This window comes from Jezberella sp., assembly GCF_964834465.1.
In genome coordinates this window covers 1-16,418 of record NZ_CBAZRM010000019.1, presented here as the reverse complement: position 1 = coordinate 16,418, position 16,418 = coordinate 1, and the positions used below count along the sequence as shown (strand labels likewise).

Genomic DNA, 16,418 nt, shown 5'->3' with positions numbered 1-16,418 from the left:
GCTGGCTTTGCCTGTGCGGTTTTAGTTCATTGTCGGATGCGGTACGATCCCACACTCTCATGAAGCTAAAACCACGCATCCTCTTGATTGGCGCAAACGGACAACTCGGCCACGAGCTGGCGCTGACATTGCCCTCGGTGGGTGATGTTATCGCCTTAACGCGAGCAGAACTCGATTTCGCCGACGCGTCTCATGTCCAAGCAAACATCCAGTCGCTGGTTGCGATCCACCATCCCGATGTGATTGTTAATGCGGCGGCTTATACAGCTGTGGATAAGGCCGAATCCGAGCCTGAACTCGCGCACTTAATCAATACCGAGGCCGTTCGTTATCTGGCGAAAGCGGCCAACGAGAGCGGTGCTTGCTTCATTCATTATTCAACTGATTATGTGTTTGACGGTGACGAGCCGTTGTCTCACCGTTATGCAGAAACGGATAGTGCCAACCCTCAGTCGGTTTACGGGACAACCAAACGTCTGGGCGAGTTAGCGATCGAGCAGACCTGTCAAAGGCATCTGATCTTCAGGACGAGTTGGGTGGTGGGTCAACACGGCAACAACTTTTTGAAAACCATGCTTCGTCTGGCGCAAACACAAGCCCAACTAACCGTGGTCGACGATCAATGGGGCGCGCCGACGGCCGCGGTGCTGATTGCACAGACCACCGCCTACGTGTTGAGCAGCATGCACGAACAACCCGCAGACGACCCCCGCTGGGGTACCTATCACTTAACGGCCGACGGGGTGGTGACATGGCACGCATATGCCCAATACGTCATCGGGTTTGCAGCAGCAGCTGGTCTGCCGATGAGGATTACTCAGCAAACTATCCTACCGATTAGCACCAAAGACTATCCCGTGGCAGCGAAGCGGCCCCGTAACTCTCAACTTCAGACGCATAAGCTTCGACAACGTTTTAAGGTTGTGCTACCCGACTGGCGACAAGGGGTGGATTCGGTGCTGACACAGGTGTTGGGATCAGCTCAACCCAGTTCAACGCAGCTAAAACACAAGAGTTAGCGCTGATGGCTACCAAGATTTTGATTGTTCGTACTTCGTCGCTAGGTGATTTGGTACATATGTTGCCAGCGATCTCGGATATTGCCGCCCACGTGCCTGATGCACAAATTGACTGGTTAGCAGAAGAGGCCTTTGCCGAGATCCCGAGTTGGCACCCCGCCGTGCACGAGGTGATCGCTGTCTCTCATCGTCGCTGGCGTAAGGCGTGGTGGTCAAAACAGGTGAGACAAGAAAGACAAGTGCTCAAAGAGAAATTACACGCTCGCCACTACGATATCGTTCTCGATATGCAAGCGTTGATGAAATCAATTTGGTTGGTTCGGATGACCACCGGCCGTCGGCATGGGTTGGATTTCAGGTCAGCACGTGAGCCGATGGCCTCACTCTTTTACGATGTCAGGCATCAAGTCAAATTCTGGCAGCCAGCCGTGACGCGTCAACGTTTGTTAGCAGCAGCTACCTTTGGCTACGTGTACGAGGGCAAACCAGACTTCGGCTTGCAGCAGTTCGAGCGCCAAGGTGGCAGCAACCGCGCCCAAGACGCACCCTATGCCGTCATCATGCCCTCGGCCAGTCGAGAGGACAAACTGTGGCCCGTTGACGATTGGCACGCCGTTTTTGAACGATTATTGGCAGCGGGATTGTCTCTCAAAGTTCTGGCCGGTAATGAGGCAGAGACCCGTCGCGCTCAGGATTTGATTGCGAGTTACAGTAGCGCCTTGGTTTTGCCCAAAATGGGGCTGCGTGATGTCGCCCAATGTCTGGCGGGGTCAACTTGCATGGTTGGGCTCGACAGCGGTTTGACACATTTGTCGGCAGCTTTAGGCCGACCGACCATCGGCATTTATAAAGCATCGACGCCTATTCGCACGCCCTTGGTTGGGGATGCGTTTACGGCCAGTTTGGGCGATCGGGGCCGGGCGCCCAAACGCCAAGAGGTGCTCGACGCTTTGTCACAGTTACTCGGCTAGTATTGAATGATGGTGCTTTCTCTTTACTCTTTTTTATTATTTATTGCCGCTCCTTTTCTCTGGATTTGGATGTATGTTCGTGCTCGCCGTGCAGGCGGTGATTGGGGCATTCTCAGTGCAGAGCGATTTGGCCATTATGCGCAACCTTGGGATGGGGTTGCGCCCGTTTGGGTGCACGCAGTCAGTCTCGGTGAGACACGAGCCGCATCGTCATTGATACGAGCATTGCTCGAACGAGGCAATCGTGTGTTGCTGACGCACATGACTGTCACAGGTCGCGCCGAAGGTGCGCGGCTATTTGCTGAGGAAATCGCCGCAGGACAGTTGCTTCAGCAATGGTTACCTTATGATTTTGCCCGTGCGACGAGTGATTTTTTTGAGCATTATCGCCCTCGGCTAGGGTTGTTGATCGAACGAGAAGTTTGGCCCAATTTGATTGCGCAAGCAAAGGCAAACGCGATACCGATGGTGATGGTCAATGCTCGATTTGGGCCAGAGGCACGCAAGCACGTTCATCAGATTGATCGTTTTCTGGGATCATTGATGCGAGATGCCTACGCCAGTCTGGATTTGGTGCTTGCGCAAACCGCCGAGGATGCGGCACGCTTGTTTGAGGTGGGTGTCCGAAATATTGAAGTCCTCGGCAATATCAAGTTTGATATTGAACTGCCTGAGGTTGCCATCGAAACGGGTCACGACTGGCACAAGGCACTGGGCCGGCCTGTGATCGCCATTGCAAGTACGCGAGAGGGCGAAGATGTGGTCTTTGCGCAAGCCTTGAAACGCTTGATGACTGAGCACACCCGTGCACTATTCTTTTTGATCCCTCGTCACCCTCAACGATTCGACGATGCAGCGGCGCACTTAGACGAGGCGGGGATACGTTATGCCCGCTGGTCTGTCGTTCGTCGCGACAGCCCTTCAGCGGCGCATATCGCAGGCGCACAGGTGATTCTCGGTGATACGGTGGGCGAGATGCCCTTCTTTTATGCCGCCAGCGACATTGCGATTGTTGCGGGCAGCTTTGCCCCCCTGGGTGGTCAAAATCTCATTGAACCCTGTGCTGTGGGAACCCCCGTCATTGTGGGGCCGCATACGTACAACTTCAAACAGGCGGTTGTGGATGCGGTGCACCAAGGGGTTGCCGTGCAGATTCACGGGCATAGCGAAGATGCTAAATCGGTTGAAAAAACCGCACAATCTGCAGCCTCGCTCGCCTTGATACAAGCGTTTGAATGGTTAGGCGACCCAGCAGGTTTGCAACAACGCCGTCAGAAGGCAAAGCTCTGGGTAGCCCAGCATAGGGGTGCTACCAAGAGAACGCTTGAACAAATTATCGAGTTTGAAAGCGCCCGGGGGCAATAACTACCGCTTCGCTGTTGAGTTCAGCGCCGGGTGCTGTTTTATCCGAACGCCCTTTTTCTGCTGGAGGCGGGCCGAACACGCCCTGCCCAAGCGCAAAGACACCAAGATTGAGTAACAGAAAAAAAACTAAAATGATTCGCATCAGGTATCTTAAGTCTCGGCTAATCAAGCGTCAACTCGGCTGAGTGGCCAGGCGGGCAACCCCGTCGAGGACGGGATTAATCAGAAACGTTGGTTTCAGGTCGGGCATCATGCGTTGCACCTCCACTTCCACTTCCAGCCATCCGCCGCCACTCACGCACAACAATGGGTCGACACCAAAATGTTTACGGGCGATCTGGCACTGCCGAAGGACAGCCCCTGCCTGAGCAGCAACGACACCGGTCGCGATCGCCTGAAGGGTATGTTTTGGATAGTCATTGCTTGCCCCATCTGCAAGGGGCAAGTTGGCTGTACCTTGTGCAAGCGATTGACGCATCAAGGCAGGCCCCGGCAAAATCAAGCCGCCTTGAAAAATATTGTCCGGCGACAAAGTGTCGATGGTGGTCGCTGTGCCGAAGGTCGCAAGGATCAACGGCGGATGAGCCGTCGGAAAATGCCCCGCTAAGCCGAGTAAAGCAGCCCACCGATCCGAACCCAGCTGAGTGGGTGGGGTGTAACCGTTGTGCACCTCCAAGGCGCGGGGGCCCGGGAGAATCCATTGCACCTTGCATCCAACCATCTCTAGCGCTTTACCCAGCGCTTGCGCCACCACGTTGCCAGCGACATTGACGCCCATGGCAGACGTCGGTTGCACCGGCAACCGATCGAGCCATTTGGCTAAAGCACCTGTTAATGCATCGAGCGGTTGCAGGCTAATGGCGTGCACCGTTGGTTCGCGCCCCATGGACGGATGTTGCCAGCCCAGTTTCACGCGACTATTACCGACATCAAGCAAAATAATCATTGGTTATGGTTGCTGCTAAAAGAGGGTTGACGTCTCACCGATACATCCCCTACAAAAACCGGGGTCGTGCCTGCCTCAGTTTTTACAAGTAACTGGCCCTGCGTATCAACCCCTTGGGCAATCCCTGTGATTAATAAGCGGCCCTGGTCGTACGTATTCACAGTCTGACCGGCCAGCGCATCCACTGTATCAAAACGGGCTCGAAAAGGGGTAAAGCCAGCGGCTGAAAAAATCTGTACCGCATCAAACCAAGCTTGAGCAATCTTGGCAACCAGTAACACAGGATCGCACTGTACCCCACTGATTGTCGCCCAGTCTGTCACCTCGCGGTCTAGGTGCGCCGACAGGCCTGCGCCGTTGTACAAATTGAGCCCGATACCAATGACGACACTGGTCGAGTCGGTCTTTAAATCGGTCTTCGTCGCAGGATCGGGCGTTGGCGGTGAAATGACCGTGGGAGGAGTCGCTGCGCTTTCAATCAAAATCCCCGCCAGCTTGGCCTCACCGCACTGGATGTCGTTCGGCCATTTCAGGGTAAGGCGCGAAAGCTTGGTGGTCTCGGCTACGGGCCCTTCTGTCGAACTGCGGTGCTTATCCAGCAAGAGGGCACTCAAGAGCGCACGCAGCGCCTCACAGGTTGCCACCCCAATGGCTGGCGATAGACCACCGAGATCGGCGATCGAGCGCTTGATCTCGAAAGCGCAGGAAAACAGCAACGACTCACCCTCGGCGGCGACCCAGGCTCGACCAGCACGACCACGGCCGTTCGTTTGTTGATGAGCACCACGTAGCGTCGCCAAGGGTTGATTCAAACCCATCATGGCCAAAGCGGGTTGAGCTTTCACTTGTTTGACCAGATCGGTGTTGGTCGACCCTGTTTCTTGAACCCATTGAATATCGCCAAAGCACTTCAGACGGCTTTTTAGCGCCATTTCAAAGGCGCGCGGAGGTGGAAATCGCGGTGACATAACTCGGATTTTAGGTCGCAAATATCGTTTGCAGGGCGATTGACAGGAAATTGACCGTGGTGTGCCTGATGATCAGACGGTATTATGTTTGCTGTGCCAACATTGTTGACTCAGTCAGACGTGCGTCATTTCTATCACCGGGACTACATGCCAGTTTTATCCACTCGTTCGAAACCAGTGTCGCCGGTTGCCCTAAGGGGCGACACTTGTCATTTATCTGGCGACTGGAATGTACAAGCATTGGCGAAGCGAAAAGAAGTGGTGACGCGTCAGCGTGCTTTGGTCAAGGCGAAGGCGTCGCCGGCCTGGGATTTATCTAAAGTGGGCCTGTTGGATGCTGTTGGTGCCCAATTAATTTGGGAAGGTTGGGGCCAGCAGCTGCCCAAGCAGCTCACGGCGAATGACGATCAAAAAGGGCTGTTTGCCGTGTTGGCCGCTAACCCAATTGTTGCCCCACCCCCCAGCCCCCGGATGGACTGGTTGGATTGGGTACGCGAGATCGGCGCTGCTTTTTTTGTGGCCTTCGAAAATGGTCGAGAGCTACTGGTCTTGTTGGGTAACCTTGTCTTAAATCTTTGGTCATTATTATTGAAGCCCCGGTACGGTCCGTGGCGAGAAATATCCGCCCAAGTGTTTCGCACGGGGACGCAGGCGGTTGCCATCACCGCGTTGGTCGGATTTTTGATCGGGATTGTGTTGTCGTATTTGTCCGCGCAACAACTTAATGCGTTTGGAGCAGGTCAATATGTCATCAAGTTGCTTGGCGTTTCGATTGTCAGAGAGTTAGGGCCGGTGCTGGCCGCCATCATTGTGGCGGGCCGTTCGGGCTCAGCGATTACGGCACAGATTGGTGTGATGCGCGTCACGCAAGAGCTAGATGCCATGGATGTGATGGGGATCTCTCAAAGTCAGCGATTGATTCTGCCTCGCGTGGTGGCTTTGGCAATCACGATGCCGCTACTGATTATTTGGACCGATACGCTGGCGTTGTTGGGGGGCGTTCTGGCGGCAAACTTCGAGCTAGGCCTGTCAACGAACTGGTCTCTACAAAGATTGCCTGACGCCATCGGCATCACAAATTTCTGGATAGGTAACTTGAAAGGCGTGACCTTCGGCATTTGGATCGCGTTAGTTGCCTGTCACTTTGGTTTGCAAATAGAACCTAACACTGAGAGTTTAGGGCGCGGGACGACCACCTCGGTGGTCACGTCAATTACTGGGGTGATTTTGATCGATGCCCTGTATGCCATCATTATCAATGAATTGAAACTGTGACCATGGTTACCTCGCAGCCTATCAAGACTTCCAATCCGGCCAGCGCCGTCATCGCGCCTGTCATCGATTGCGAAAATCTGACGACAGCTTTTGGTAAGCATGTCGTGCATGAGCATCTCAATCTTCAAGTGTTTAAGGGTGAAATTCTTGCCTTGGTGGGTGGGTCTGGCTCGGGCAAGACGACGCTCTTGCGTCAAATTCTCGGGCTCGCGACCCCGAACGCAGGGGTCGTTAAAGTCTTTGGCCAACCGATCCATGAGTATCAGGGCGACAAGCGTGTTTTACTTACACATCGGTGGGGGATGCTTTTTCAGGCTGGTGCCTTATTTTCGGCGTTATCCGTTTTTGATAACGTTGCGCTACCTTTGCGCGAACTGCATCATCTGCCAGAGGACTTAATTCGTGATGTCGTGATGATGCGGTTGAGCTGGATGGGGTTAAAAGAGCGTGACGCCATGCTGATGCCTTCTGATTTATCTGGCGGCATGGTCAAACGGGTTGCGCTGGCACGCGCGTTAGCCTTAGATCCCGAGTTGTTATTTCTGGATGAGCCGACTGCCGGGCTAGACCCTCAACGCTCAGATGAGTTCGTCAAACTCATTAAAACCTTGCATCGGCAACTTGGTTTTACGGTCATCATGGTCACACATGATTTGGACACAATCCGCGACTTATCGACCCGAGTCGCCGTATTAGCTGAAAAGAAAGTGTTGGTGCAGGGTAGTCTTGAGGATGTCATGAACACGGATCATCCTTTTATCAAAGCATTCTTTCATAGTGAACGCGGTGAACGCACGCTAGGAAACTTGGACGGCAAGGAACGTACAAATGGAAAATCGTAGCCACGCGCTCATGGCGGGCTTGTTTGCACTAATCCTCATTATTGGTGGGATTGCCGCCGCTATCTGGATTAGCAAGAAAAACATACCACTCATGCCCTATGAAATTGTTTCAACAGCGCCAGTGACGGGCCTTTCTGCTAAGTCCGAGGTGCGATACCAAGGGGTGCCTGTTGGGCGAGTGGATGCGATGCGCTTTATCCCTGAAAAGCCAGGACAAGTGCGGATCAACATTGCCGTCGATCCACGAGCGCCGATCACCCTAGGGACGTGGGCAGAGTTGGTGACCTCGGGCGTAACAGGCGTCTCACACATCGAGCTGCGTGACAACGGTGATTTGCCGACATTGTTGACCTCGTCGGCCAAGGATGTGCAGACAATACCGATGCGACCCAGTTTTTGGGAAAGGCTTCAATCTCAGGGCGGTGGCATGATAGCCTCGGCTGAGCGAGTCTTGAGTCAGCTTGAAAAATTCACGAATTCAGAGACCGCAGTCGCGTTTCAGAAAACCATGCAAAACACGGCTGCTGCGACCGGCAAACTCAACGATACCTTGCGAGCCCTTGATCCTAGTCTCAAACGCTTGCCCAATTTGATTGATTCGATCACCACGACCGCTGACCGGATCGGGGCATTAACAACCAGTGCGCAGCAGTCGATGAATTTGGTTAACGCGCCTAATGGCCCTTTGCACGAGGCTGCTCGCAGTTTGCAATCGCTTCGTCAGGGGCTGGCGCAAGTCCAAAGCTCGACTTTGCCAGACTTAGCCGTGCTCTCAGTCAGCGTCAGTGACGCAGCGCGCAGTTTTGCGGCGACGACTCGCCAACTCGGTCAATCCCCGCAATCACTGTTGTTTGGATCGCCACCTGCCATGCCTGGTCCGGGTGAACCTGGGTTTGCCGGGTTTGGTAGTGTGTCGCATTGAGAAAAGGAATAACAAACGTGATATCGATCAAACAGTATTTACGTCCGATTTGTATGGGTTTGAGTTGCCTGTTGACGATGTTTTTGTGCGCTTGCACCGCAGGCAAACTTGGTCAGGCACCGCGCCAGCTTGATCTTGGTACAGGCCCCGGCTTGATGAATAAGATGGCTTTGCCGAGAAATTTACCGGTTGTGGTGCCAGAAGCCACGGCATCCGCGCTATTGACAGATACAGCGGTTATCTGGCGAATCGGGTACACGGGTCAACCACAGGCTTACTCGACATTTAAATGGGCCGCACCGCCAGCCAAGTTGGTGAACCAACGGCTGATCGAACGTCTGGCTCTGCAGGGGGCGGTATTGCCGCAGAACGTAGGGGGCGATTTGCCACAGATTCGTTTGAACTTGCAGCGGTTTGAGCAATTTTTTGCACCAGACGGTTTGACAAGTTATGGTGATGTGACCTTGCAAGCGGTTTTAGTCAAAGAGGGCAAGGTGCTTGATCAGAAATTGATCGACGTACAGGTGCCTGCTGCGACGCAAGATGCTTTGGGTGGCGCAGATGCGCTGCGCTTAGCAACCGACCAAGCCACCGAACAAGTGGCAAAATGGGCGTCTGATCAACTGAAGCCTTAATTCAATGCCTGCTCATACTGAAATCACGACCTTTGATGGCCTGGCCGGCCTCATCGACTGCGCGCTCGACTGGCCCGACGACACACCGGTTGGCTGGGCCCTGGTGCTGCATCCCAACCCTTCTCAGGGGGGGACACGTGACAACAAAGTGGTGACAACCATCTCTCGAGCCTGCGTGCAAATGGGTTTGCTCGCTGTCAGGCCAAATTTCAGAGGGATTGGCACGTCAGCAGGTGAATTCGATCACGGGATGGGTGAACTGCTCGATATGGCGGCACTGGTCGAGCAATTTCGCGTGCGCTATCCTGAAGTGGTGAGGGGGAAGTGGATATTGGGTGGCTTCTCGTTTGGCACTTCAATTGGCTTGCAGCTTTATGCTAAATGGCTCGCTGCGAACAAGAATCTACCCGACCTGGTGATCTTGACGGGTTCTGCCGCGCTACGGTTTCGGCATGCTGATTCGACGGCCCCCGAAGATGCGTTGGTGATTCATGGCGAGGATGATGACGTTGTGCCTTTGTCCGAGGTCATGGATTGGGCTCGTACGACGGTCATTCCCGTTGTCGTCATCCCTGAGGCAGGACATTTTTTTCATGGCAAATTACTGATGCTCAGGCAAATTGTGCTGAATCGAATCAAGGCTTGCCTATAATGACACTTTAGTCAGGATGCGCATGATGAGAACCAACCAGTCGTTAGCCCCCAATTCGTTTAACTCATTGGTTGTGCGTGCCCCAAGTAAGCCAATAGCCGCGACGGTTGCCCTGTGGGCTGCACTCGCTGTCTGCGCGGTATTTATCCCTTTCGGACTAACGGCGAGTCACGCGGCGGCACCTGTGGCAGCAGAGCCTGCTCGAGCTGTAGCCGCGGTGAGCGAGCTGTCTGCCATTCCCGTGCCGACCCTTGCCGCGCGTGCCTGGGTATCCGTGGATGTGGTGACAGGGCAAGTCATTGCGATGTCCAATCCTGATCAAAAGGTCGAGCCTGCCTCGTTGACCAAGATCATGACGGCGTATCTCGTTTTTAACGCCTTAAAAGAAAAGCGGCTGACCCTCGAACAAGATGTACCGGTTTCTCAGCTGGCCTGGAAGACTAACGGGTCACGCATGTTTATTGAACCTCGCAAACCCGTCACCGTCGACGAATTGCTGAAAGGTCTGATTATTCAATCAGGCAATGATGCCGCTGTTGCGCTTGCCGAGGCGACTGGGGGTAGTGTTGCTTCGTTTGCAGAGTCGATGAACAAAGAAGCCAAGCGGCTGGGGATGTTGAGTTCAAACTTCACCAATCCCGATGGATTACCCGATCCCTCTCATGTGACGACCGCGAGAGATCTGGCGATTCTTGCAAGAGCGTTGATTATTGATCATCCAGAGTACTTCAAGTACTACTCAATGAAAGAGTTCGTCTACAACAAAATCAAGCAGACCAACCGTAATCGTCTGCTATGGACTGATCCGACCGTGGATGGCATGAAAACGGGCTTTACCAATGCGGCGGGCTTTTGCTTAGTCGCGACCGCCCTGCGTGGCGAGCGCCGGGTGTTGACGGTATTGTTAGGCGCCGAGACAAACACGGCACGCACCGAAGAGAGCTTGAAGCTGCTGAACTGGTCTTTCCAGAACTTTGATACGGTGAAAGTATTTGGTAAGAGCCAGCCTGTGGTTGAAGCCCGCGTCTGGAAGGGTGAAGCAGAGGCGACCAAGCTGGGCAGTCTTGAGCCCATTGTCGTCACCGTACCCAAAGGGAAGATTGGCGATATCAAACCGCTGGCGACACGCCCCGATCCGTTGCTGGCCCCCCTTGAAGAAGGGCAAAAAGTGGGTAACTTAACGTTAATGCTCGACGGAAAAGTGCTGCGCACACAATCACTTGAAGTCTTGACCGCTGTCCCGCGAGCTGGTTTTTTTGGTCGTATGGTTGACGCCGTTAAGTTGTGGTTTTATTGATTTTGTCTAACAGACTAAGCTTTGTGCACCCGCGAAGTGCTTCGTCAACTGATCGCGTTATAAAGGGATGAGTATGGTTGAGAATATGTTGATCCAAGGCATCAAGGGTGACCCAACGGTTTACCTCAATGGTGCCTTCGGCCCTTTGTCCGAGGCAAAAGTATCGGTGCTGGATCGAGGGTTTATTTTTGGTGATGGCATTTACGAAGTCGTGCCGGTTTATCACCACAAGCCCTTTCGGATGTCTCAGCATCTGGATCGCCTGGATCGTAGTTTGGCCAAGTTGCGCATCACACCGCCTAAAACGCGAGCGCAGTGGGTCGAATTGATCGAGACGCTGATTGCGCAGTCGCCCGATCCCATGTGTATGGTTTACCTGCAGATTACGCGCGGCGTGGCCAAGCGAGATCACGTGTTTCCGGTGCCTGACGTGACACCAACAGTGTTTGGCATGGTGTCGCCCATGGCCCCCCCGGGCGCTGCTGTGCGAGAGAAAGGTTTGCGCCTGATCAGCATGCCAGACATGCGGTGGTTGCACTGTGACATCAAGTCTGTTTCTTTGTTGGGCAATTGTCTGGCGAAACAAGCGGCCGTCGATGCAGGCGTCGATGAGGTCGCGCAATTCAGAGATGGTTTCCTGACTGAAGGTGGCTCTGCCAATATCTGGTTGGTACAAAACGGGAAGCTACTCGCTGCGCCAAAAGACAATCTGGTGCTTGAGGGCATTCGCTATGGCCTACTCGAAGAACTCACAAAAGCTGCTGGTATCCCTTTCGAGTTGCGACCCATCACCAAAGCCGAAGTTGAGTCAGCGGATGAAATCCTGCTCTCTTCAGCGACTCGCGAGGTTTTACCCGTCGTCGAATTTGATGGCAAGCCTGTCGCTGATGGCAAGCCTGGCGCTGTTTATCGCTTGTTGCGTGCCGCCTACGACGAACAGATCGCTGCCTTGAAATGAAGCAGCCCCCGATGATTCCCAAGGTCCCGGGTTATATACCGCCTGAAGAGTCGCTGATCAGTTATCCCTGCGACTTCCCCATCAAAGTGATGGGGAAGCATCACGCTGACTTCGCACGTACCCTGACCGAGGTCGTCAAACAATTCGATCCGGATTTTGATCCGGTCACGATTGAGCTGCGGCCAAGCAAAAGCGGTAATTATCTTGGTCTGACGTTCACGGTTAAAGCGACCTCACGAGAGCAACTCGATGCGCTCTATAAAGCAGTGCATAGCCATCACATGGTGTCGGTGGTTCTCTAGTGCACTGGTCCCGTCCAGTCGATTATGTGACGGTATGGGAGGCCATGAAAGCCTTCACCGCTCAGCGTCATGAGTCGACATTCGATGAAATCTGGCTGGTTGAGCATTTGCCTGTCTACACGCTGGGGCAAGCGGGTAAGCCAGAACACATTCTTCAACCCGGACAGATTCCGATTGTTCAGACTGACCGAGGTGGTCAAGTGACGTATCACGGCCCGGGTCAGGTGGTGGCCTATGTCATGGCAGATTTGAGACGGTCAAAGCGTTTTGTCAAAGAGATGGTCGCTCAAGTTGAACAGGCCGTCATCGACACGCTTGTACAGTTTGGTATTCAAGAGGCGTGCAGAAAGCCAGGGGCGCCAGGTATTTACGTGCCGTTTCCGATTGAGTTGGCAAAGATTGCGGCACTCGGATTGAAAATCCGGCAAGGTTGTAGCTACCACGGGGTCGCGCTTAATGTGAACATGGATCTCGGCCCTTTTCTGGGCATCAACCCTTGTGGGTATGAGGGCTTACGGACGATCAGCATGGCATCATGTGGGGTTAAGGCAGAGTGGGATGAGGTTGCCAGCGTGTTGTCTGGTCAAATCACTCAGCACTGTGGGCTGCGAGTAAAATAGGGCATTGAGCTCGCCAGATTTTTACTGTCGAGCGAACATCCGGCTCTACTTAGGGTTTCAAGTTGGGCGCCATAAGGCATTTTAATACTATGTCGATAGATCAGACAGAATCCACCGGTCATTCACCGATCGCTTCAAGCACATACGACGCGACACAGAAACAGAAGTCAGAAGCCAAGACTTCTCGTATCCCTATTAAAGTGGTGGCTGCCGAGCGCCTGAAAAAGCCTGATTGGATTCGCGTCAAAGTGGCACCCGCTGGGTCGAGATTTAACAGCATCAAACAGATTTTGCGTGAACACAATTTACACACCGTCTGTGAAGAGGCGTCATGCCCCAATATTGGCGAGTGTTTTGGCAAAGGCACGGCTACTTTTATGATCATGGGCGACAAATGCACGCGTCGCTGTCCATTTTGTGATGTAGGCCATGGTCGGCCTGACCCGCTGGATGTCAATGAGCCGGTCAATTTGGCGAAAACGATTGCCGCGCTGAAATTGAATTATGTGGTGATCACGTCTGTGGATAGAGATGACCTGAGGGATGGCGGTGCCGCTCATTTTGTGGCGTGCATCCGTGAAGTACGTGAGCGCTCGCCGTTGACGCGAATTGAAGTGCTTGTGCCCGACTTTCGAGGCCGACTTGATCGTGCGCTCGAAATCCTCGATGGTGGCCCGCCTGATGTGATGAATCACAACCTCGAAACCGTGCCGCGGTTGTACAAGCAAGCTCGTCCTGGGTCGGATTACGCGCACTCGCTGAAATTATTGAAAGAATTCAAGGCGCGTCATCCCGATACACCGACTAAATCCGGGCTGATGCTGGGTTTGGGTGAGACCGATGATGAAATCCTCGAAGTCATGCGTGATATGCGTGCGCACGATGTCGATATGCTGACGATCGGCCAATATTTGCAGCCTTCTCAGCATCATTTGCCAGTGCTTCGCTATGTCCATCCAGATACGTTCAAGATGTTTGAAAAACAAGCGTATGCCATGGGTTTTCAGCATGCTGCCGTCGGCGCGATGGTTAGATCTTCATATCATGCGGATGAGCAGGCACACGCTGCGGGTGTTGCTGTGAATGACTCGTTGTAAATGATAAAGTATCGATATTAATGATAAAATATCGATATTAATAATAAAAAAAATATCAAAAAACTAAAATATACTCATGAGGTTTACAACGATCTCGTGAGGTTTCTTTGGCTTTCCAGAGAAGAACTTTCGAATATAGGCAAGCCAGTAATACCAATAATTTCATCATTACGGCTTTTCCTGACGATTCACATTACTGGCGGCTCGATTGGTTTGGTGAAATAGCGTTTCCCGATCGTGGCTCTCGGAGAATGCAACCCTCGGTCTTGGTTTATCTTTCAAAGGTGACCGATCTTTCATTCAAAGATGACCCATCAGTGCTGCTCTCTCCGCAAAGTACGGCACTGGTCAAAGATCAAACTCGTAGATGGGTCTCAGTGGGTACGCTGGTTATTTTGAAGGTCGGGGATATCTGGCATAACCAATCACTATATCTAAGCCCTGATTATGAAAGCGAGACGTTTTCCCGGATCAAAATATCCGGCGAGTTTGTAGATCTTGTTAAGGCTGGACTCAGTCCAGACGAAACAGACTTTCTAATTCCGCTGGTTGAGCACCCGTGGCACATGCAAGCGACTCAGTCGTATTGCCGGATGCTGACCCTTAAAGATGAACGACGAGTGATCGTGCCATGCATTGAGCTTATCCGTTTTTATTTTGGTTCATCGAGCAGTTTGCTAACTAAATTATTTGTACCACCAATGCAAAAAAATGCGCTGTTTCAAGACAATACGTTCCAACCAAAGAGCGGGCACCTTTCCATCGAGTTGGGAGAAGGGATATCAGGCAGTTCCGCCGCTGCGATTGGGCGTATGTGTTTAGCCGAATCTGCATGGCAAGCCGCAGTCAGTGTGGGGACGTCTATGTTGGATGCTGCGAAAGAAAAAAGGCCTATCTATCCCAAAGGAAATTTTCCGTTTGAAGGAACTACAGAGCTTCGAGCGTCGGGCAAGTGGTTGTCATTTGGAGAGACGAAGCGGGCAACTTTTCTCGTTTACAAGCTGACTAGTTGTAGTCATCGTTTTCCGTTCAAGTCGATCAAATATCAGATAAGTGGTGAAAAAAAGAAGCCATTTTTTGATCAGCCTCGACTGGGGCATGCCGGGCAATCAGATTATCGAGGCTCAGCTCCAGACTCTTCAAATCAAAGTATCAAAGAGGCGGACGGGTCAAAGCAGCTGGAATCCAAAACGCGGAATTTCAGTGACACTGTCACATTCCCTGATCTTGTAGGCAAACCAATTTGGAAATCCAAAAAACTAACGCTTAAACAATGGATGAGTCAGAAACTATATGCAGGTGGACAAGCACTGGATTCTGCTGCGCTTGGAGTACCTGATGGATACCAGCGAGTTCGACCTATTGAGCTGGCCAGGCACGTTAAGCGGAAAAGCCAGACGGATAAGCTTCCGCCAGAATTTATCCGTGAAATTTTGAAGGGACTGAAACTGATTGAGGGACTTGAAATAACCCTTCTAACCGAAAGTGACGATGATGGTTGGTCGATCCCAGTGCCATTGATCGAAAACGAAGATGCGGTGGTTGAACCCAAACTCTTAGTGGAAGATCCACTGATCGGGATTAGGCTTCGCAGAGCTTGCGTTTTATCGCTCAAGGATGAAAGAGATCATTGCCTGATGGTCATCATTGAAGACAAACCCAGCTTTAGCAAACTTTATCTACAAAGCAACAACGATGATACAAGCCCAGGGTTATCTGTGAGTATGGCTACGAAGGAGTTTGCCAAAAGCTACGACTGACTTTCGTAAATTCACTAGAGAGCTATTGCTAGCCGACTGTTGTTGATAATAAATTGGACGTCAAGCATTTATTTTTTTGATGACAATGCTGACAACGTTATCGCACTTCCTCTCCCTTGTTTATATACTGAAAGAATCTAATCTGATCTGATCAGGCGTCATGCAAGCTTCATCTCAAATCTTGCCGCCCTGATGTAGTTGGCGATCCAAATCTGGAGTCTATTGTTCAATAAAAACAATTGGTTACTGAAACTCTGGCAAAGTCGCAGTTTTTTGAACTGGCAACCGTTCTCTGGAGTTTCGGAACTCTTTGAGCTGCAAGCGCACCCGGATGGCCCCTACTTCTTTGAGCTTGAGTGGTTTTTTTCTGACCAAGCAGTTTTCCTTTATTTCAAGGGATGTTCCTCGTCGTTACGGTGTGATTGGCTTGCGTGAGCAATCTCCTTTCTGATTGACTGGAGTTGCAATGTCATTCATCCGTGTGTGACGAACAATATCCAAATAGCCAATGAAATCTTGCTAAGCGGCCACTCGACAATGGGCAATAGCACCGGCAAAATTGGTGTCATTCGCAGCGACTTTTGATAGTTTTTAGAGGCTCCTGTGGGCGCATTGGGTGGCATGAGCTTTGAGGAACGGGTCGCACTGCTGGTTGATCGCGAGATCAACTGGCGTAATGATAAAAAACTTGTCCGCCTACTCAAGAATGCTCACCTACGCTATCCGCAGGCTGCGATTGAAGATCTGGATACCCGAGCTGGGCGAGGGATCGATCGCAAAGAAGTCATG

Annotated in this window: 18 protein-coding genes; 15 read left to right on the top strand and 3 right to left on the bottom strand. The window is 52.3% G+C overall.

The features are described 5' to 3' along the window. The first annotated feature begins 59 nt into the window (after positions 1-59). From rfbD to AC1W8Y_RS13720, 3 genes are read left to right on the top strand one after another with little or no spacing between them, the layout of a single operon-like run. Complete coding sequence (rfbD, locus tag AC1W8Y_RS13730) at positions 60-1,019, top strand: dTDP-4-dehydrorhamnose reductase (protein WP_482015055.1); 960 nt, start codon at positions 60-62, stop codon at positions 1,017-1,019. Positions 1,020-1,024: 5 nt separating this feature from the next. Then, the gene (gene waaC, locus AC1W8Y_RS13725; RefSeq protein ID WP_482015054.1) at positions 1,025-1,990 is read left to right on the top strand and encodes a lipopolysaccharide heptosyltransferase I; all 966 of its coding nucleotides are present in this window, start codon (positions 1,025-1,027) and stop codon (positions 1,988-1,990) included. 9 nt (positions 1,991-1,999) lie between these two features. Beyond that, on the top strand, positions 2,000-3,355 hold the full coding sequence (locus tag AC1W8Y_RS13720) for a 3-deoxy-D-manno-octulosonic acid transferase (protein WP_482015076.1): 1,356 nt from the start codon (positions 2,000-2,002) through the stop codon (positions 3,353-3,355). Here AC1W8Y_RS13720 and AC1W8Y_RS13715 read toward each other — a convergent pair. The 3 genes from AC1W8Y_RS13715 to AC1W8Y_RS13705 are packed head-to-tail and all read right to left on the bottom strand — an operon-like array spanning position 3,324 to position 5,269. Beyond that, on the bottom strand, positions 3,324-3,497 hold the full coding sequence (locus AC1W8Y_RS13715) for a hypothetical protein (RefSeq protein WP_482015053.1): 174 nt from the start codon (positions 3,495-3,497) through the stop codon (positions 3,324-3,326). The genes AC1W8Y_RS13720 and AC1W8Y_RS13715 overlap by 32 nt on opposite strands. A gap of 30 nt (positions 3,498-3,527) precedes the next feature. Further along, a complete protein-coding gene (locus tag AC1W8Y_RS13710) occupies positions 3,528-4,301 on the bottom strand; it encodes a type III pantothenate kinase (protein WP_482015052.1) in 774 nt (257 codons plus the stop codon). Next, positions 4,298-5,269 (bottom strand): biotin--[acetyl-CoA-carboxylase] ligase, encoded by a 972-nt coding sequence (locus tag AC1W8Y_RS13705; RefSeq protein WP_482015051.1) that lies wholly within the window; start codon positions 5,267-5,269, stop codon positions 4,298-4,300. Before AC1W8Y_RS13705 ends, AC1W8Y_RS13710 begins: the two co-directional genes overlap by 4 nt. Before the next feature lie 147 nt (positions 5,270-5,416). On the opposite strand from AC1W8Y_RS13705, the gene AC1W8Y_RS13700 reads away from it, so the two are divergent. The 12 genes from AC1W8Y_RS13700 to AC1W8Y_RS13645 form a co-directional block, all read left to right on the top strand. Beyond that, on the top strand, positions 5,417-6,544 hold the full coding sequence (locus tag AC1W8Y_RS13700) for an MlaE family ABC transporter permease (protein ID WP_482015075.1): 1,128 nt from the start codon (positions 5,417-5,419) through the stop codon (positions 6,542-6,544). Positions 6,545-6,546: 2 nt separating this feature from the next. Beyond that, complete coding sequence (locus tag AC1W8Y_RS13695) at positions 6,547-7,386, top strand: ABC transporter ATP-binding protein (RefSeq protein ID WP_482015050.1); 840 nt, start codon at positions 6,547-6,549, stop codon at positions 7,384-7,386. Further along, positions 7,373-8,308, top strand: a complete 936-nt coding sequence (locus AC1W8Y_RS13690; protein ID WP_482015049.1) for an MlaD family protein — start codon at positions 7,373-7,375, stop codon at positions 8,306-8,308. The genes AC1W8Y_RS13695 and AC1W8Y_RS13690 overlap by 14 nt, the downstream gene beginning before the upstream one ends. Positions 8,309-8,325: 17 nt before the next feature. After that, the gene (locus AC1W8Y_RS13685; protein ID WP_482015048.1) at positions 8,326-8,943 is read left to right on the top strand and encodes an ABC-type transport auxiliary lipoprotein family protein; all 618 of its coding nucleotides are present in this window, start codon (positions 8,326-8,328) and stop codon (positions 8,941-8,943) included. A 4-nt stretch (positions 8,944-8,947) separates the two neighbouring features. Next, a complete protein-coding gene (locus tag AC1W8Y_RS13680; protein WP_482015047.1) occupies positions 8,948-9,595 on the top strand; it encodes an alpha/beta hydrolase in 648 nt (215 codons plus the stop codon). A gap of 25 nt (positions 9,596-9,620) precedes the next feature. Continuing rightward, a complete protein-coding gene (locus tag AC1W8Y_RS13675; protein WP_482015074.1) occupies positions 9,621-10,892 on the top strand; it encodes a D-alanyl-D-alanine carboxypeptidase family protein in 1,272 nt (423 codons plus the stop codon). Between the two features lie 73 nt (positions 10,893-10,965). After that, entirely contained in the window at positions 10,966-11,850 is an 885-nt protein-coding gene (locus AC1W8Y_RS13670; RefSeq protein WP_482015046.1) for a D-amino acid aminotransferase, read from the top strand. Continuing rightward, a complete protein-coding gene (locus AC1W8Y_RS13665) occupies positions 11,847-12,152 on the top strand; it encodes a DUF493 family protein (protein WP_482015045.1) in 306 nt (101 codons plus the stop codon). The genes AC1W8Y_RS13670 and AC1W8Y_RS13665 overlap by 4 nt, the downstream gene beginning before the upstream one ends. Then, the gene (gene lipB / locus AC1W8Y_RS13660) at positions 12,152-12,772 is read left to right on the top strand and encodes a lipoyl(octanoyl) transferase LipB (RefSeq protein WP_482015044.1); all 621 of its coding nucleotides are present in this window, start codon (positions 12,152-12,154) and stop codon (positions 12,770-12,772) included. The genes AC1W8Y_RS13665 and lipB overlap by 1 nt, the downstream gene beginning before the upstream one ends. Positions 12,773-12,861: 89 nt before the next feature. After that, on the top strand, positions 12,862-13,869 hold the full coding sequence (lipA, locus tag AC1W8Y_RS13655) for a lipoyl synthase (RefSeq protein ID WP_482015043.1): 1,008 nt from the start codon (positions 12,862-12,864) through the stop codon (positions 13,867-13,869). A gap of 107 nt (positions 13,870-13,976) precedes the next feature. Next, the gene (locus tag AC1W8Y_RS13650; RefSeq protein ID WP_482015042.1) at positions 13,977-15,629 is read left to right on the top strand and encodes a hypothetical protein; all 1,653 of its coding nucleotides are present in this window, start codon (positions 13,977-13,979) and stop codon (positions 15,627-15,629) included. A gap of 621 nt (positions 15,630-16,250) precedes the next feature. Further along, a partial coding sequence (locus AC1W8Y_RS13645) for an ATP-binding protein (protein ID WP_482015073.1) occupies positions 16,251-16,418 on the top strand: 168 nt, incomplete at its 3' end.